This is a genomic window from Asticcacaulis sp. AC402 (assembly GCF_000495835.1).
Lineage (GTDB): Bacteria > Pseudomonadota > Alphaproteobacteria > Caulobacterales > Caulobacteraceae > Asticcacaulis.
This window is the reverse complement of record NZ_AWGC01000026.1, coordinates 80,463-97,813: the sequence shown is the minus strand read 5'-3', so window position 1 is coordinate 97,813 and position 17,351 is coordinate 80,463. Positions and strand designations below refer to the sequence as shown.

The following is a 17,351-nucleotide window of genomic DNA, read 5'->3' as shown; positions in this document are numbered from 1 at the left end:
CGTGTCATTGCGGCCGTTAATGGTGATGGTGACGGTCTCCGTCGCTGTACCACCCTTGCCGTCGTCGACCTCGATCTCATAGGTCTGGGTCAGGCTCTCTCCAAGGCCCAGGAACTGGACGTCGTCATTGGCCACCGTGAAGGTCCAGGCGATGGTGCCCGCGCCGTCGTCGGTCGAGGCATTGCTGACCTCTGCTGTCAGTTCGCCATAATAGACCGAAGGGGCGGAAAGCACATTGCCAGCCGTGACCGTAACCGTGTGTTCATCGCTCAGGTCGACATCGCCGAAGTCGAGTTGGCCTGTCGCGGTGAGATTGTCCGTTACCGGTGCCGCAAGGAGCGACGTCACGAGTTCCACGTCATCTTCGGTGACCGCGCCGGTGATGTCGCCGCCATCGGCGATAACAGGGCCATCATTGGTGCCGGTGACCGTGATGGTGATCGAGGATTCGGCCGTCGTCGTGCCGTCGCTGATCTCATAGTCGATGACGATGTCGGTGGTTTCGCCGTCGGCCAGGTAGTCGTAGGCTTCGTCGGTTGGGTCGAAGGTGAAGGTGGAGCCCGACAGGGTGACACCGTCCGGCAGGGTGTCTTCCGCGATGATGGTCAGGTCGTCGTCTTCTGCATCGGTGACATTGTCGAGCGCGTCGATGACGACGCTGGAGCCGCCTTCGGTCGCCGTGTCGTCGAGGTCGCCGGTCACGATCGGTGCATCATTGACGGCGGTGACGACCAGTTCCTGGGTCAGGTCCAGGGTGCCGCCACGACCGTCCGAGACCGTGTAGTTCAGGGTCAGGGTGCCGTTGAAGTTTTCATCCTGGGTGATGGTCCACATGCTTCCGATGGCGGACGCCGTGAAATTGTCGCCGGTGATGCTGGTGACATCCAGGCTGTCGTTTTCACCGTCCGCTACGCCGACGATCAGGTCGGAGGCGTGGATCTGGATCGGCGTGTCTTCGGTGGTCGACGGCAAGGCACGTTGGTCGGCTTCGAGGTAGGGTGCGGTATTGGCTTCGATGATCTTCTGGAAGATGCCGGTGCCCGAGGCGTCCGGCGAGGTCCAGGTAACGACGAAGCTGCCATTGGTCAGGGTGGCGACCGAGGGGGCGACCTGTTCGCCGGTGGTGGTGGTGTTGACCAGCAGGGCATCCCCGTCGGTGGTGCCGTCAGCATGGAAGCGCTGGGCGTAGATGCCCGAACCGTTGCCGTCAGTGCTGCTGGTCCAGACGATGACAAAGCCGCCGGTGCTCAAGGACGCGATGGCCGGGTCGGTCTGGGTGCCGGTCGTGGCGCCGCTGTTGGCCGTGGTGTTAGCGCCCTGGGCGACGCCTGAGGCGTTATAGCGCTGGAAGTGGACGTCGGTGGTGGAACTGTCCTGCCAGGCGATGACATAGCCACCGTCGTCGAGGGCGGCCGTGGCCGGGAAGCGCTGGTTGCCGGTGGTGACGGTATTGACACGGACTTCACCCTGGGCGACGCCGGACGCGTTATAGCGTTGGGCATAGATGCCGTAGCCCAGGCCCGAGCCTTCCTGGCCGTTGCTGTGCCAGGTGACGACAAAGCTGTTGTCAGCCAGCGCCGTGATGGCCGGGCTTTGCTGGTCGCTCGTGGTGTAAACGTTGATCAGGAATTCCGAGCCCGAGGTCGTGCCGTTGGCATTGAACCTTTGGGCGGCGATGCCGAAGCTGGAGCCGTCGCCGGTGTTGATCGAGGCGCTGGCCCACGAGACCATATAGCTGCCATCGCTGAAGGCGGTGATGACCGGCTGGTGCTGGTCAGAACCGGTATTCGTATTGACCCGGGTTTCGGCCAGGACGACGGTGCCGGCGGCGTTGTACTGCTTGAGATAGACACCGTAGGCCGAGCCGTCCTGGACGTTTGACGCCCAGGCAATGGCATAGCCGCCACCGGACAGGCCGGTGATGGTCGGCTGATACTGCTGGTTGGAGTTGGTGGTGTTGACCTGGAATTCAGACCCGTTGGTGGTACCGTCATTGTTGAAGCGCTGGGCCTTGATGCCAACGCTGGCGGTGCTGCCGACCAGGTCGGTGCCGGTCCAGGTGACGACATAGCCGCCGCCGGTCAGTTTCGCCACGGACGAAGAATTCTGGGCGCCCGTCGTCACAGTGTTGACCGCACCCTGGGTCAGCGGGTTGTAGGTCGTGACCAGGTCGTCGGTGTCGCTGATGACGTAGGTCGACAGGGCGCCGTCCACGGTGACGTTGCCGTCGGTGACGCCGAAGCTGAAGGTGACCTTGCCGATATAGTCCTCGGACGGGGCAAAGCTGTAGTCGCCGCCGCCCAGGTCGGTGACGGTGCCATGGTTGGAGGTCACGGCGCCGCTGATCGACAGATCGTCATCGTCGACGTCGGTATAGCCTTCCAGCAGGTCGTCCGCCGTAAAGGCAAAGGTGTCGTTGGCGATGGGGTTGCCCAGGTCGGTCGGATCACCGGTCAGGACCGGCCCACCGTCATTGACCGAGGTGATGGTGAACTCGCTGGTTACTTCGATCTCAGCGTCCTCGCTGTCAGTGACCGTGTAGGTGATCGAGGCGTCGCCATGGAAGTTGGCGGTCGGCGTGAAGTCGTAATCTTCGGTTCCTTCGTTGAAGACAAAGGTTCCACCAACGACGGTGCCGATCGTGATGATCAGTTCCTCCTTTTCGGGGTCTTCGACATCGGAGATGTTCGCCAGCAGTTGGTCTCGGGTCAGGGAGAAGTTCGCGTCCTCGGCCTTATCTGTGATGACCGCGGCTGTACCCGTCGGTTCGTCATTGACGGAGTTGACCGTGTAGGTAGCGGAACCGGCAACGGTCTCGGTACCGTCGGTGATGGTGTAGGTCAGGAAAACGTCACCGTTGTAGTCTTCGTCATCGAGCGCGATTGTGTAGGTATCGTCGTCCAGGGCGGCGGTACCGATGATGCTGTCGTCGCTGTTCCTGACGACTACAGGGCCATCGATTGAGAGCGTGTCGTTTTCGGGATCTGAGGCATTGCCGAGCAATTCGCTCAATGTAAACTGAGCGTTCGTGCCTTCATCGACGCCGGTCAGGGTGTCCTGGTCGCCAAAGGTCGGGGCGTCGTTGACGGACGTTGCCGTCAGGCTGTAGGTGCCCGCGACAGGGTTGTTATTGACGATGTCGAGATAATAGGTTCCTGGCTCAAGCGTAACGACAATTCTGGGATCGAGGCCTGGCCCGCTATCGCCATCATAGGTCAGGAAGTTACTACTCGCATCGAAAAGCATCATATGACCATCGTTTAATCCGCCATCAGTAAGAGCGAGATCAAACGCGTAGGTGCCAGCTTCCGTTATGACGACCTTGACCCAGTCAATGTCATCATTTGTTCCGAGAAGGCTGGTAAAGGCCTCTCCGTCCACCATGACCTGCGCGGTCGTCGTATCGTCATTGGGTAAATCCGCCGCGATAATGGTGAAATTACTGGTGACTTCGATGTCGCCGTCGTCGATGTCGGTGACGGTGTAGGTGATCGACGCGGCACCAACGAAGTCAGTGGTCGGCGTAAAGTCGTAGTCACCGGATATTCCGTTGAGGATGAAGGTGCCACCGGTCACGGCACCGATGGTGATCGTCAGATCTTCGTCGGCATCTTCAATATCCGAAATATTGGCGAGAAGCTGCGCGCGGGTCAGCGAGAAGGGGGTGTCCTCGACCTTGTCAGCAATGACGGCCGCCGTACCGGTCGGATCGTCATTGACGGCATCGAGGTTGTAGGAGGCGGAGCCGGCCACAGTCGCTTCGCCATCGGTGATGATGTAATCTAGGTTGACCTCACCGTTGTAGTCGAGGTCGGTCAGGGTGATTGTGACATCATCGCCCGAGATCGAGGCCGAGCCGATAATGGTGCCGTCGCCGTCGGTGACGCTAATCTCGCCGTCCTGGATGGACAGGGTGTCGCCGTCGATATCGTCGGCATTGGCCAGCAGGGCGGTGACCGTGGTGGTGACGCTGGCGCCTTCGATGGTGTCGTTCAGGCTGACATTGCCGCTGTTGGTCGGGGTGTCGTTGACGGGGGACAGGTTGAACGTACGGGTTTGCCCGCTCTGACTAGCGAAGCCGTCGCTGACCGTGTAGGTGATCTCGACTGTACTGCTGTAGTTCTCTTCCGGCGTGAATATCCAGCCACCTTCGGTCTCTTCAAAGGCGCCGTGATCCGCCTCGATAGCGGAGACGAACAGGGTACCGTCGACGTCGCTGAAACCGTCAAGCAGAGTCGTTTCCGCAATGATCTGAGTCTGGTCTTCCGTGCCGTCGGCCACTGTGCCCGTCGGCGTGCCCGTCGGCGCGTCATTGAAGGCCGCGAGGTTGAAGCTGCGGGTCTGGCCGACGAGGCTTTCTGTACCATCGCTCACGTTGTAGCTGATGATCACAGTGCCATTGTAGTTCTCTTCCGGCGTAAAGGTCCAGCCTCCGTCGGTCGCTTCAAAGGTGCCTTGCTCGGAGCTGAGCCCGGTGACAGACAGGGTGTTGTCGACGTCCGAGAAACCGGCCAGCAGGGTGGATTCCAGTACGACCTGGGGCGTGTCTTCGACGCCGTCGTTGATTGTGCCGTTCGGCGCGCCGGTCGGAGCGTCGTTGACGGCGGAAACGTTATAGGTGGCGGAACCCGCGACCGTGTCCGTACCATCGGTGACGGTGTAGGTCAGGTAGACATCGCCGTTATAGTTTTCGTCGGACAGGGTAATGGTGTAGGTGTCGTTGTTCAGGGCGGCCGTACCGATGATGTCGTCGTCGCCGTCCTTGACCAAGACGTCGCCGTCGATCGACAAGGTGTCATCGTTGTCGTCGTCGGCGGCGTTGCCCAGCAGGTCGAGCAAGGTGTATTGGGCGTTGTCGCCTTCGGCAACGCCGGGCAGGGTGTCTGTGCCGCTGAAGGTCGGAGCGGCGTTGCTCTGGATCAGAGAGGCCGTCATATGGTAGGTCCCGGCATTAATGCCGCCCTGCGCGGCTGCAGCCAGAAAATAGGTTCCTGCTTGCAGCGTTGATTGCATTACGTCGGCCTGACCGCCGCCTCCATTGTCATTCAGGCTGATCTGAATGCCTTCCGCATCGTAAAGAATGAGGTAGCCGTCGTTGAGATCCCCGTCAGTGACCGTAAGGGAAAACTGATAGGTTCCCTCTTCCGTTATAACGACCTTAACCCAGTCGATATCGTCGTGCGTCTCCAGAATGCCGTCAAAAACGCCTTCGATTTCGATTTCGGCGGTGGTTGCGGTATCTGCGGCTATATCAACCATGGTGTGGCCCTTCAGGATGTGCGCCGTGCGCGCGTATGGAGAAAATCAGCGAATCAATCTGGAAAATTTCGCTTCCGAGTTGTGCGGGCAAGGCTCACGCCGCCTCTGCCGGAGAGGGGCACTCCGGTCTGAGACGGCCGATCGCCGGCCAATTGTGTCAGGAAAACCATGGCTTAACCCGCGTCTGTGCGCTGCTCAGCCCTACGCTCACCCTGGAGTCCAGCCCCTAGCCCTGCTTGTTTCTCGTTGTTGATTTGGTTGCAGCCGGCAGAATTTTTCTCCTGCTAGCTGCAAGACTATGAACTTTTTCGCTTAATAAGTTCTTTAAGGCAGATGCCGCCTATGCCTCATTTTTGGCATGCCGCCCTGCAGCGATCGCCTTAACACCGTTCCAAAGTGTTGCCTGGCTAGAGCGGAATGGCTTTAGGTAGAATCGACATCTCGCTCTGGTTTTTTGTTTTGTCGCGCAATTTTCCCGAAAACGGGAGCGCCCGTGCGGTGGCATCCACTTTATCGGATTACGCTTTAGCGCTTGAAAAGCGATTTGAACCTTATCTTGACCTTTTGCGGTTACGGTTTGGGCTTTCCTCAGGCTACAAAACGTGCCGACACCTGCGACGATCCTGACTTCAAGCCGACCACCGGCCGCGCCTGCGCGTCTGGATGGCATGGCCCTGTGGATCTTCCGTGCCGAAGCCGGCCTGACCATATTCTGCTTTCTCATGCTGTCCAACGCCTTGGTCGGGCCGCTGTTCAACCCGACCCAGGGTGAGGAGGCCGGCTTCCTGCGGCTGTTGTGGCTGCCGGTCTACGGCATAGCCCTGCTCTTGTCGCTGCTGCGCTGGGACAAGTTTCTCAATATCCTGCCCGCGGTCTTCATGATTGGTGGCCTGATCCTGTTCTGTTTCGCGTCAAAATTCTGGTCGATCGAGCCGGGCGTCACCACGCGACGGACCATCGCCCTGTTCTTCACCTGCGTTTTTGGTCTGTACCTGGGGGCGCGGTGGCGCGGGCCGCACCTCACCGAATTGTTGGGGATCAGCTTCGCGATCCTGGCGGTCGGCGCCCTGATCGCCTGTGTTGCTACGCCCGGCTTCGGCATTCACCAGGACGTCAATGCCGGCCTGTGGAGGGGCCTGTGGTACGAAAAGAACCAGATGGCGGCCATGATGACCCTGGGTTTCATCGCGTGCACGACCACGGCCTACCAGGTGCCGGAACGGCGGCGGCTGTGGATAGGCTTTGCCGTCCTGATGTTCTTCCTGGTGCTGATGACCCGGTCCAAAACCTCGCTGCTGGCCTGTATGCTGGTCGCCGGCGCGTTTCCGGTTTTTTTTGCTCTAAAGAAAGGCGGCGTGCTCAGCATCCTCTTCGTCTGGCTGGCGGCGACCGTTTCGCTGGTCGGCATGGCACTCTACGTGATGGCGCCTGAACTGATCTTCAAGGCGCTGGGCAAGGACCCGACCCTGACCGGACGGACCGAAATCTGGGAGTCTCTGGGCCGGCTGTCGGACAAACGGCCCTTGCTGGGCTATGGTTACAAGGCGTTCTGGACAAAGGATTCCGTCCCTGCCGCCGTGGTACGCCAGGAAACCAGCTGGGAGGTCCCGTCGGCGCACAATGGCTGGCTGGATCTGCTGATCCAGTTGGGCTGGGTCGGGGTGATCCTGTTTGGCGCCTGTCTGGTGGCCTGTTTCTTCTGCGCGTTATTTCGCTATGACCGGGTCAAGGACGGGTTTTTCTCGGTCCTTATGCTCATGCTGTTCAGCTTCCTGATCCTGTCGGAGAGCTTTATCCTGTCCCAGAATTCGCTGGTGTGGGCGCTGTTTGTCTGCGCCATGGCGCGATTGACGGCCAACGCGCTGGAAAGCGAGCGGTAGGAAGCGACGGTAGCGCCTTTGCGTAGCGTCCTCTGAAGGCCCCTCACCCGATCGCCCACGCTTCGCTCGGCTCTCGTCCTCTCCCCGCAGGCGGGGAGAGGCAAAATCAGATCAGCCCTTGCCTATGGCTTCGGAGATCGTCGCAAAACCGTCAGCCTTCAGACGCGCCACCAGGTCGCGGCGGACCGCGTCGGCCAAGCCTGGCCCCTGGTAGACCAGGGCGGAATAGAGCTGGACCAGGGATGCACCGGCGCGGATCTTGGCATAGGCCTGCGCACCCGACGATATGCCGCCCGCACCGATCAGCACCAGCCGGCCAGCGGCGGCGGTTGCGGCCACCTTCAACGCCCGGGTCGACAGCTCGAACAAGGGTTTACCCGACATGCCGCCGGCTTCGGAGGCAAAAGACGAACGCAGGCCGTTGCGCGACAGGGTGGTGTTGGAGACGATCAGCCCCTCCAACCCGTGATCCAGCGTGGCCAGCACCGTGTCCTCGATCTCGGCGTCGTCGAGATCCGGCGCGATCTTGAGAAAGACCGGCATGTTCTGACGGGTGGCCTGGGTGAGGGAACGGCGCGTCTCGGCGATCCGCCCCAGCAGGTCGTCCAGGTGCGACCGTCCCTGCAAGGCCCGCAATCCCGGTGTGTTGGGCGACGAGATGTTGATGGTAAAGTACGACCCCAGCCCCCACAGGCGCTTTAAGCCCGTGACATAGTCGGCCATGCGGTCGGCGGCGTCCTTGTTAGCGCCAATGTTTAGACCGATGACCGCCCTGCCCTTTGCGCCTTCGAGATTGCGGGCATAGGCCTCAAGGCCGCCATTGTTGAAACCCATACGGTTGATGACGGCTTCGTCTTCGCGCAAGCGGAACAGGCGCGGCTTAGGATTGCCCTCCTGGGACAGGGGCGTGACGGTCCCGCATTCGACAAAGCCGAACCCGGCGCGCGCCATAGCCAGCGGCACGTCGGCATTCTTGTCAAAGCCGGCGGCAAGACCGACGCAGTTGGGAAAGCGCAGAACGCCGCCGTCGAAGGGCACATCGACCGCCAGTTCGGGCGTCTTCAGCGATGACACCGGCCCGAGACCGGCCTTCAGCAGTTGGATGGTGACGGTGTGCGCCGTTTCCGGCGGCAAGACATGAAGGGCGCGGGTGGCGAGAGAATACATCACCGGGCCAGATAGATGCCGTCATAGATGGCGCGGCCAGCGGCATCGACTTCGAACACGGTCGCCGTTGCGGTCGGGTAGCCGCCGCGGACCTTTTCTATAATCTCAGCACCGGCAGCACCTTCGAACAGGTAGTCGGCGACCAAAGCCTGGACGCCGGGATTGTGCCCCACCAACAGCAGGCAGTCACCATCGCCTTCGTGAGTCTCGACCGCACGACGCAGGGCGTCAGGCCCCGCATTGTAGACGTCCCTCGACACCAGGGCGGCAATGGTACCAAACACGCCCTCGACCTGGGCGAAGGTGTCACGTGTGCGCGCAGCCGCCGAGACCAGGGCGAAGTCCGGTTTAAGGCCATATGATTTCAATGCCGCGGCAACGGAAGCGGCTTCTTCGCGACCGCGGCCGGTCAGCCGGCGATCGAAATCTTCGCCCGAAGGCGCATCCTTTTCGGCCTTGGCGTGGCGCATAATGATCAGGTGTTTCATGCTCCCGCTATGGCCCAGAATCGCATCTACGGCAACCGGTAAGCCGCTGGAGCGGGATGTGTTCAGATGGAAACGTTTGGCAGAATACAAGCCGCTCTGAGTTTTTTGTTTTTGCGCGCATCTTAATCCAAAACGTGCGTCACACTTTTTAGGATGCGCTCTATGCCAGTTCCTTCGAGGTCGGCACGGGCTGCTGGACGCCCAGCACATCACGCAGTTCCTGCAACAGCGACGGTTGCGCCTTGACGGTATGGGCGACGAAGGGCTTGCGGCCGGCCTCCATCAGGATCAGCCCGCCCTTCAGCGGCCAGATGCGCGGCAGGATGCTGTCCAGCGGCCCGGCCCAGCCGAGGAACGGCGGCATGGGCGGCGTATAGAGAGCATAGCTCCAGGCCAGGGGCTCAAGGTCGGCATCGCGCAAGGCGTTTTCGAGCTGCATCCGGCTATAGGGTTGACCATAGCCAAAGGGCGTCTTTTCGGCATGGGCCCAGAAGCCGCCACGCGCCGCCACGCCGATAATCAGCCGCCCGGCCGGCGACAGCAGACGCGAGGCTTCACATAGGAGACCGTGGGGTGTCGCCGATTCTTCCAGGGCATGGATCATCAGGATGCGGTCAAACAGGGCGGTCGGGAACGGCAGCGCCGCCTCCTCGACCAGGGTGGTGCGCACCTTCAGGTCGGCCGGCCAAATCTCTGCCCCCTGGGCGGCCGGCATGGCCTGCAGCACGCGGCGCGCCTCGACGAAGCGATCAAGATAAGGCGTGCAATAGCCGATGCCCAGGACATCGAGCCCGCGGACATCCGTCCATGCCTCGTGCACCTTGGCGCCGATCAGGCGTCGCGCCACCACGCCTTCCGGTGCAGCGTAGAAACGATTGAGGTCTTCGACACCACGGCGCACGCGGGTTCCTTTTTGCTGACAACAACCTACATATAGGGCGTGTTCGAATCTATAGCAGGGAGCGCCACAAAATGGGCCTGAAAATCGATATCTTTCCCTGCCTGAGCGACAATTACGGTTTCCTGGTCACCGACGAAGCGACCGGCATTACCGCGGCCATCGACACGCCGGAGGCCGCGCGCATTATTGCCCGGGTTGAGGAACGCGGCCTGCCGGGACTGGACTTTATTCTCAACACCCACTGGCATCCCGACCATGGCGGGGGCAATGCCGAGGTTCAGGCGCGCTTCGGTTGCCCCATCTACGGGGCGGAGGAAGTGCGCAAGCGCTGGCCGCTCGACCATGTGCTCAGGGACGGCGATGTGTTCAGGCTCGGTGAGACAAAGCTGGATGTGGTTGGCCTGGCGGGGCATACGCTGGGGGTTATCGGCTATCTCGATCGCAGCGGCGGCAATGCCTTTATCAGCGATGTGCTGTTTCCACTGGGCTGCGGCCGGATGTTCGAGGGCACGCCTGAGCTTTACTGGGCCAGTCTGCTGCGGCTGGCCGAACTGCCCGGCGATACGACTCTGTACTGCGCCCACGAATACACCCTGGCCAATCTCAAATTCGCCGAAAGCCTGGGTGTGGACGCGGCGTTGCAGGCGCGAGGCGACCGGATACGGGCGTTGCGCGAGCGTGGAGACTATACGGTCCCTTCAACGGTGGCCGAAGAGCGGGCGAGCAACCCATTCCTGCGTTACCCCCTGATGGAACAGGGCTTTGCCGCCCAGGCCGCGAAGTTTGGCGAACTGCGCGCGGCGAAAGATGTGTTTCAGGGTTGAGAAACCCCCTCAGGCGCGGGAGGCGCAATGTCCTTATCGCCGGTCGGCGACCGAATAGTCGGACATGATGACATTGACGATGCGCTTGGACGAGACATGCCCGCCCCATGAGCCGCGCGAGACGTCCAGCTTCATCACCAGTACGCCATTGGTCACCGTGGCGCTGGGCGGACGGCCTTCGACGAACTGCACCGACTCGACCCCGCCCAGCCGCTGTTTGCCCTTGCCCTGCAGCGCCACCTGAACCAGGGCGACGGAGGTGACATCCGCCGCCTGGGCGTACAGGGCGTCTGCGCCCGGCGTGACATTGGGCGCATCGAACGGCACCAGCCGGCCCAGGGCCTGGGACACACGCTTGCTGCCCTTGGCCAGGGTTTGCCAAAGCAGAGCCGGCGACATCCGCCCGTGGCGGAACGCCTCGGCCTTGCCGGTCATGGCCACAGGATCGCCCGTCGGCCGTTCGTCGGTAAACAGGATCAGGCCGCCCCAACGGGTCGATTTCAGCACCGGCTGGCCGATATCGTTCTTGTAGATCCGGTCACCCTTGGCGCCCTGGGTCACGGTCAGCGACCACACCTCTGTTTCACCGTCGAAACGGATCAGCGGCTGACGACCGGATTCATCGAGTATGAAGGTTGCACCATCCTCGGATTCGAACCGGGCGACCGAGTGCGTCGACGGGGTCTGGCCGTCCTGGCCCTTGCCGAACATTCGCTCTTGCAGGGATTGCCCCAGAGCTTGTGCCTGCGCCGCCCCCGCTCCCATCAGAAGCATCAGGCCTAGCGTCAAAAGGCAACCGAAAGGATGTGCGGAACGGATTGGCATTGGCGGGATTGATAGGCGGGGACTTGGGCGAATTTTAGACGTGCATTAAAATAAATTAAGGCCGTTGTGTGCCAGAAAGAAGACTGGAAAGAAGTTGGAAAGGTTCGCGGAATAGGCTGGACTTTCACCGGTATTCACGCCAGATTCCCAGCTACCTGTTGGCGCACAGGCGCTTCGAGTCGATGGATCCGAGCGCAGGCCCACAGACAGTACGAGTACCAGTATGACGCAAACCGACCCCGTGCCGCATAAGCTCAACCGCCGCGCCCTCCTGGCCGGACTGACCGGTGCCGGTCTCGGCGCTGTCACCGTGGGCGGACTCTATCTCAACAGCCAAAGGTCCGTTGCCCCGGCCGTGAAAGCGGCCATGCCGCCGCCTCTGAAGGTGTGGCCGACGCTCGACGCGCTGGGCGAACAGATGGTCGCTGCCAAGCTCACGCCGGGCCTGTCGCTCAGCGTCATGTCCGACGGCGTCATGGTCTATTCGCGCGGCTTTGGGGTCGCCAGGCTCGATAGTGGCGAGGCCATCACCCCGCAGACCGGGTTCCGCATCGCCTCGATCACCAAGCATTTCGCCGCCGCGGCCATCCTGCTGCTGGCGGAGGCAGGCAAGCTCTCGGTCGACGATCCACTGTCCAAATTCGTGCCCGAATTTCCGAACGCCGGTGACTTCACCCTGCGCCAGATGATGAGCCATACGTCGGGGCTGAACGACTACATCAATGGCCAGAGCATGATCATCCTCACCGAAGCGCAAGCGCGCGACTATACGGCGGCTGAACTGATCGACATCATGACCCGGCGCAGGCCCATCCTGCGCCACCAGCCCGGGCAGACCTGGGCCTACAGCAATACGGGCTTCACGCTTTTGGGCATTGTCGTCGAACGCTTGTCGGGCCAGAGCCTGAGCGATTTTGTCCAACTGCGGCTGGCGCAACCCGCCGGCCTTGCCCACACGGCCATCGACCGGTCGTGCCATTCGGTGAGCGGCTGTTCCGGCTATCGCCCCAACTATCGCGCGCCGACCAAGTTCGACCAGGTTTTGCCGATTTCACCCAGCTTTGCCGGCGCCGCGGGCGCGATCCGCTCGACGACCGAGGACCTGTGCCGGTGGCAACATGCGCTGATGAACGGCAAGGTCGTCAAGCCGCAGAGCCTTTTGGCCATGCTGACGCCAGCCCTGCTCAAGGACGGTACGCCGGCCATCGAAAAACGCGGCAAGGACGAGATGCACTACGGTTTCGGCCTGACCCTGGGTCAGGAGGGGCCGATCCGCTTCGCCTCGCACGGCGGCCGGATCAATGGCTTTACCGGCCACCTGCGGACCTTCCCGGACCAGAAGGTAACGGTCGCCATCCTGTACAACAGCGACGGCGGCGGCGCGCCGGGCTTCCGGGCGGCGCAACGCGGCCTGCGCGTTCAGGCGACGACCCTGGCGATGAAGGAACTGGGGATTGAACCGCCGACGACGGAATCGGCGGACGGGGCGGGGTAAGTTCGGAGTTTGTAACACCTCCTCCGGCTCGACGCGTTGCGCCTTCGGCTTCACTTTCTCGGCACCTCCCCCGGGCCTCGCCGGCAGGCAAAGCCGTGGGGGATAAGAAAAAAGCGCGCCCCTGAGGACGCACTTTTCTTGATCCCTCTGTCGGCTGATGCGTCAGGATGCGGCGAAAACCGTTAGCTTTCGAGCACCCGCCGCGACGTGTACATCTCGTACACGAGCAAGGGCGCGCAGAGAGATGACGGTTTGCAGCCCATCCTCACGCATCAGAGCATGTGTTGGCCGCCGTTGACAGCGATGGTCGCGCCCGTAATAAAGGAGGCCATGTCCGACGCCAGGAAGGCGCAGATTTCGGCGACTTCTTCCGGCGTGCCGAGACGGCCGACGGGAATGCCGGCAACGATCTTTTCCAGCACCGCCGGCGGGACGGCAGAGACCATTTCGGTCGAGGTGTAGCCCGGTGCGACGCAGTTGACCGTGATGCCCTTGGCAGCCGATTCCATGGCCAGCGCCTTGGTAAAGCCGATCATGCCGGCCTTGGCGGCCGAATAGTTGGTCTGGCCGGCCTGGCCTTTCTGGCCGTTGATTGACGAGATGTTGATGATGCGGCCGTAGTTACGTTCCCGCATGCCTTCGATCACCTGGCGCGTCATGTTGAAGACGCTGTCCATATTGGTGTGGATGACCTGCTGCCACTGCTCCAGCGCCATCTTGTGGAAGAAGCCGTCGCGGGTGATGCCGGCATTGTTGACCAGGACTTCAATTGGCCCCAGTTCGGCTTCGACTTCCTGGACGGCGCGCTTGCAGTCATAGAAGTTGTCGACCGAACCCTTGACGATCATGACGTTAAGTTCTTGCGCAACCTTGAGGGCATTTTCTTCGTTGCCGGCATAACCGGCGGCGACCGTCAGTCCGGCATCCTTCAACCGCTTGACGATGGCCTTGCCGATACCGCGCGTTCCACCCGTTACGAGTGCTACTCTTCCCATGTTTTCTCTCCCTTGTATTCGCCGGACGGAGCGTCGTCCCGGAGGCGAAATTTCGTTAAGCTTCAACCGCGAGCGCGACACCCATACCGCCGCCGATGCACAGGGTCGCCAGACCCTTGCCGCCGCCACGACGCTGCAGTTCGTGCAGCAGAGTGACCAGGACGCGTGCGCCCGAAGCGCCGATGGGGTGGCCGATGGCGATGGCGCCGCCATTGACATTGACCTTGGACACGTCCCAGCCCAGGTCGCGGTTGACCGAGATGGCCTGGGCGGCAAAGGCTTCGTTGGCTTCGATGACGTCAAGGTCGGCGACGGTCCAGCCGGCCTTTTTGAGCGCCTTTTGCGTCGCCAGAATCGGGCCGGTGCCCATGATGGCAGGATCGACCCCGGCAATCCCGGCGGCGACAATGCGAGCCAGAGGCTTCAGGCCGCGCTTGTCGGCTTCGGCCTTCGACATCAGCACCACGGCGGCGGCACCGTCGTTCAGGCCCGAAGCGTTGGCGGCGGTGACGGTGCCGTCCTTGCTGAAGGCGGGGCGCAGACCGGAAATGGCGTCATAGGTGACGCCGTGACGGATGAATTCGTCCTTGTCGACGACGACGTCGCCCTTTTTGCCCTTGATGGTGAAGGGCGCGATCTCGGCATCGAACTTGCCGCCCTTCTGGGCCGCTTCAGCCTTGTTCTGCGAGGCGACGGCGAACTCATCCTGTTCCTGGCGGCTGATGGCGTATTTGGTGGCGATGTTCTCGGCCGTCGTGCCCATATGATAGTTGTTAAAGGCGTCCCACAGTCCGTCCTTGATCATGGTGTCGACCAGCGAAAGGTCACCCATCTTCTGGCCGGCGCGAATAAAGGCGGCGTGGGTCGCGAGGGACATGCTTTCCTGGCCGCCGGCGACGACGATCGCCGATTCGCCAAGGCCGACCTGCTGAGCCCCCAGGGCCACAGCGCGCAGTCCGGAACCACAGATCTGGTTCAGCGACCAGGCCGGCGCGTCGAAGGGGACACCAGCCTTGACCGAGGCCTGGCGGGCCGGGCCCTGGCCCTGGGCCGCCTGCAGGACCTGGCCCAGGATGACTTCGTTCACGTCGCCGGGTTGCAGCCCGGCGCGCTCGATGGCCGCCTTGATCGCATGGGCGCCGAGGTCATGGGCCGGTATGGCGGCGAAGGAACCCAGGAAGGAACCGACCGCGGTGCGCGCGGCGGAAACAATGACGACTTCGTTGATGGACATGCGGGGAACTCCCTGTGGCACAGCGGGCGACATTAAAATTGATTTCGGGGCATGTGAGACGCCTCAGGTGGCCCCGAAAAGTGGCAATCCACGTTTCGGCATGAGGCTCTAGGACACCCTTCGGGCGAAATCAAGTTTCCCGTTTCCCCGAAGCCTTGAACTGTCGTTTCCTATTGTAAGTTCTTTTGTGACAGAGACTTGCCCCATCTGTCCGGCGGCGTCACGTGCAAACCGCGCGAAATCTGACCGGTCCGGTCAATTTTTTGTGCGCAACATGGCCTGCAACATGCAATGCCGCGCCACTCCCGGGCGATTTACCGTCAAGTTATTGAAATTTAATTATATTTGTTCACGGAACTACAGACCTTTACGCATAAGCACAAAAGGGTTTATTGTGGTGCAAAATCGGCGCAGCAAAAGACCGCAAAACCGATGCAAAAATGCAGGTCAGCCTTGGGAGTAAACGCAGTGAGTGAAGCAAAACCTCGTAACAAACGCGGTGAAGGTGACCGCGTCATCATCAAGAAATACGCCAACCGGCGCCTCTACAACACAGCTACCTCGTCCTATGTCACCCTCGACAACCTGTCGGACATGGTGCGCCAGGGAATCGACTTCGTGGTGTTCGACGCCAAGTCGGGCGACGACATTACCCGTTCGGTCCTGGCGCAGATCATCTTTGAAGAGGAAAGCCGCGGCCAGAACCTGCTGCCGATCCAGTTTCTTCGCCAGCTCATCAGCTTCTATGGCGACAGCATGCAGAACCTGCTGCCGACCTATCTGGAAATGTCGCTGGATGGCTTTGCCAAGCAACAGGAGCGTTTTCGATCGCAGTTCGCCCAGGCGTTTGGTGGCTCGCCCGCCCTGGGCTATTTTGATGAGCAGGTATCGCAGAACCTGGCGATGTTCGACCGCGCCATGCGGATGTTCTCGCCGTTCTCCTTCGCCAATGCCGGCGGCTCGACCGTTGCTGCGACCGAGGGCCTCGACCCGACACCGGCCGCGCGTTCCGACGCCGATCAGGTACGTGAACTGCGCGAGCAGATGGAAGCGATGAAAGCGCAAATAGATCAGCTCGCCAAAAAAGGCTGATTGACCGAAACGGTCTGTGGTCGTTTTTTAAGCTATTCTGAGGCATAGTGACGGGCATGAGTGAGTCCAAATCCTCCCTGCCCGTCCCGTCCGGCCCGGTCATCGACCATGGCACGGCTAAGCCTGTGCGAAAGAAGTCGACCGGCGTCGACGAAGGCGCCTTTGCCGCCCAGCTTCTGAGCGGTGGCGAAAAGCGCGGCCTGAAGGGTGGGCCCGAGACGCTGGAGCGGGCAAAAACGACCTACCTCAAGTCGGAATATTCCGGGTCGAACGACCGCCGGCCCCGCCCTGGCCGGGTTACCAAGACTGAAATCTAACCATAATCTTTCGGCACGCGAATTGCAGCGGGTGAGACTCCTGAAAGCCCGGAGTCGCGCGTGTCCCGTCCTGCCAAAGCCCTGTTTCTCGCCTCGCCGCGTTTCTGGACCCGCGCGTTTGATACCTTGATGGTCACGCTGATCTTTTCGGTATTTGGCTGATCGGCTGTCAAGTCGGCTCTTTCAACCACGAACCTGCCACAAGAGCCGCAATGGCCCGGCTCGCGGCTATTCAAGCCTGTCATGACGTCCATGCTTTCAGGGCTTTCCAAGGGAAAGCGCTCAGAACAAAACCCCGGCCTTGCGACCGGGGTTCCGACGATAACTCTGACAACCTAACCTTACGCCCCGAAGTCGATGTCCTTGCGCGCCGAGATGGCAGTGACAATAAACCCTGCCAGCACATCCATGAGTGTCATGCAGGTCAGCAGGAAGAAGGTCGAGGTCGCGAACGGCCGCAGCAGCAAGAACTCCACCAGGCAAACGATGAACAGCACCATCGACAGCGAGTGGTTGATGATGGCCACCTTGTCCGACTTGGTCGACTTCAGCAGTTCAAAGAACAGGCAGATCAAGGCGCCCAGCAGGATGATGTCGCTGATCGCCACGGTCCACTTGGTGCCCGGCGACGGCATCGGCAGGCTGAAGAGCGGCTGGACCATGACCTGATAGGCCGACCCGGCGTCAGTGCCGCTGAACATGGCGAAGACAGCCAGGACGTTGTAAACGAACCAGGGTATAAGCAGGAGCGGAAAGGCTGTAATCACGCTGACTTCCTTTTTTGGTGTGGGCTGAGGTTCATCGTACATGCCGATGGCAACTTCTTTTGCAACAAGATCGCGATGATCAATGGCCATGATCAGTCCCTCGTAAC

13 protein-coding genes are annotated in these 17,351 nt (G+C 61.2%); 5 read left to right on the top strand and 8 right to left on the bottom strand.

Annotation, left to right across the window (positions count from 1 at the left end; all coding sequences use genetic code 11):
• The coding region (locus tag ABAC402_RS34830) for an S-layer family protein (protein WP_023450496.1) at window positions 1–5,259 on the bottom strand (5,259 nt) is incomplete at its 3' end.
• A 602-nt stretch (window positions 5,260–5,861) separates the two neighbouring features.
• Between ABAC402_RS34830 and ABAC402_RS34825 the strand changes: the two genes are divergently transcribed.
• On the top strand, window positions 5,862–7,139 hold the full coding sequence (locus ABAC402_RS34825) for an O-antigen ligase (RefSeq protein ID WP_235079985.1): 1,278 nt from the start codon (window positions 5,862–5,864) through the stop codon (window positions 7,137–7,139).
• 111 nt (window positions 7,140–7,250) lie between these two features.
• Here ABAC402_RS34825 and ABAC402_RS34820 read toward each other — a convergent pair whose 3' ends face one another.
• The 3 genes from ABAC402_RS34820 to ABAC402_RS34810 all read right to left on the bottom strand — a co-directional run bounded on the left by ABAC402_RS34820 (window position 7,251) and on the right by ABAC402_RS34810 (window position 9,695).
• A complete protein-coding gene (locus ABAC402_RS34820) occupies window positions 7,251–8,306 on the bottom strand; it encodes a quinone-dependent dihydroorotate dehydrogenase (protein WP_023450494.1) in 1,056 nt (351 codons plus the stop codon).
• The gene (locus ABAC402_RS34815; protein ID WP_023450493.1) at window positions 8,306–8,794 is read right to left on the bottom strand and encodes a histidine phosphatase family protein; all 489 of its coding nucleotides are present in this window, start codon (window positions 8,792–8,794) and stop codon (window positions 8,306–8,308) included. The genes ABAC402_RS34820 and ABAC402_RS34815 overlap by 1 nt, the downstream gene beginning before the upstream one ends.
• Before the next feature lie 160 nt (window positions 8,795–8,954).
• Window positions 8,955–9,695, bottom strand: a complete 741-nt coding sequence (locus ABAC402_RS34810) for a class I SAM-dependent methyltransferase (RefSeq protein WP_023450492.1) — start codon at window positions 9,693–9,695, stop codon at window positions 8,955–8,957.
• Between the two features lie 71 nt (window positions 9,696–9,766).
• On the opposite strand from ABAC402_RS34810, the gene gloB reads away from it, so the two are divergent.
• Window positions 9,767–10,519 carry a hydroxyacylglutathione hydrolase gene (gloB, locus tag ABAC402_RS34805; RefSeq protein WP_023450491.1) on the top strand — a complete coding sequence of 251 codons (753 nt, stop codon included), beginning with the start codon at window positions 9,767–9,769 and terminating at the stop codon, window positions 10,517–10,519.
• Window positions 10,520–10,552: 33 nt separating this feature from the next.
• Here the strand turns inward: gloB and ABAC402_RS34800 are convergent, their stop codons facing one another.
• Window positions 10,553–11,293: a DUF4908 domain-containing protein gene (locus ABAC402_RS34800; protein WP_040410017.1), complete on the bottom strand. Its 741-nt coding sequence runs from the start codon at window positions 11,291–11,293 to the stop codon at window positions 10,553–10,555.
• A 274-nt stretch (window positions 11,294–11,567) separates the two neighbouring features.
• Here ABAC402_RS34800 and ABAC402_RS34795 point away from each other — a divergent pair, with 274 nt between their 5' ends.
• Entirely contained in the window at window positions 11,568–12,839 is a 1,272-nt protein-coding gene (locus ABAC402_RS34795) for a serine hydrolase (protein WP_023450489.1), read from the top strand.
• A 272-nt stretch (window positions 12,840–13,111) separates the two neighbouring features.
• On the opposite strand, the gene phbB is transcribed toward ABAC402_RS34795, so the two are convergent.
• Window positions 13,112–13,834, bottom strand: coding sequence for an acetoacetyl-CoA reductase (gene phbB, locus ABAC402_RS34790; RefSeq protein WP_023450488.1), 723 nt, complete (start codon window positions 13,832–13,834; stop codon window positions 13,112–13,114).
• 55 nt (window positions 13,835–13,889) lie between these two features.
• Window positions 13,890–15,062: an acetyl-CoA C-acetyltransferase gene (locus ABAC402_RS34785; RefSeq protein ID WP_040410026.1), complete on the bottom strand. Its 1,173-nt coding sequence runs from the start codon at window positions 15,060–15,062 to the stop codon at window positions 13,890–13,892.
• A gap of 474 nt (window positions 15,063–15,536) precedes the next feature.
• On the opposite strand from ABAC402_RS34785, the gene phaR reads away from it, so the two are divergent.
• The gene (gene phaR / locus ABAC402_RS34780; protein ID WP_023450486.1) at window positions 15,537–16,160 is read left to right on the top strand and encodes a polyhydroxyalkanoate synthesis repressor PhaR; all 624 of its coding nucleotides are present in this window, start codon (window positions 15,537–15,539) and stop codon (window positions 16,158–16,160) included.
• A gap of 56 nt (window positions 16,161–16,216) precedes the next feature.
• Window positions 16,217–16,477 (top strand): hypothetical protein, encoded by a 261-nt coding sequence (locus ABAC402_RS34775; protein WP_023450485.1) that lies wholly within the window; start codon window positions 16,217–16,219, stop codon window positions 16,475–16,477.
• A 341-nt stretch (window positions 16,478–16,818) separates the two neighbouring features.
• On the opposite strand, the gene ABAC402_RS34770 is transcribed toward ABAC402_RS34775, so the two are convergent.
• Complete coding sequence (locus ABAC402_RS34770) at window positions 16,819–17,334, bottom strand: hypothetical protein (RefSeq protein WP_023450483.1); 516 nt, start codon at window positions 17,332–17,334, stop codon at window positions 16,819–16,821.
• Window positions 17,335–17,351: the final 17 nt, after the last annotated feature.

Bases quoted from the DNA above. Each gene is read 5' to 3' on its own strand.
- ABAC402_RS34770 (WP_023450483.1), bottom strand. From the start codon at position 17,334: ATGGCCATTGATCATCGCGATCTTGTTGCAAAAGAAGTTGCCATCGGC.
- ABAC402_RS34815 (WP_023450493.1), bottom strand. From the start codon at position 8,794: ATGAAACACCTGATCATTATGCGCCACGCCAAGGCCGAAAAGGATGCG.
- phbB (WP_023450488.1), bottom strand. From the start codon at position 13,834: ATGGGAAGAGTAGCACTCGTAACGGGTGGAACGCGCGGTATCGGCAAG.
- ABAC402_RS34820 (WP_023450494.1), bottom strand. From the start codon at position 8,306: ATGTATTCTCTCGCCACCCGCGCCCTTCATGTCTTGCCGCCGGAAACG.
- gloB (WP_023450491.1), top strand. From the start codon at position 9,767: ATGGGCCTGAAAATCGATATCTTTCCCTGCCTGAGCGACAATTACGGT.
- ABAC402_RS34795 (WP_023450489.1), top strand. From the start codon at position 11,568: ATGACGCAAACCGACCCCGTGCCGCATAAGCTCAACCGCCGCGCCCTC.
- ABAC402_RS34800 (WP_040410017.1), bottom strand. From the start codon at position 11,293: ATGCTTCTGATGGGAGCGGGGGCGGCGCAGGCACAAGCTCTGGGGCAA.
- ABAC402_RS34775 (WP_023450485.1), top strand. From the start codon at position 16,217: ATGAGTGAGTCCAAATCCTCCCTGCCCGTCCCGTCCGGCCCGGTCATC.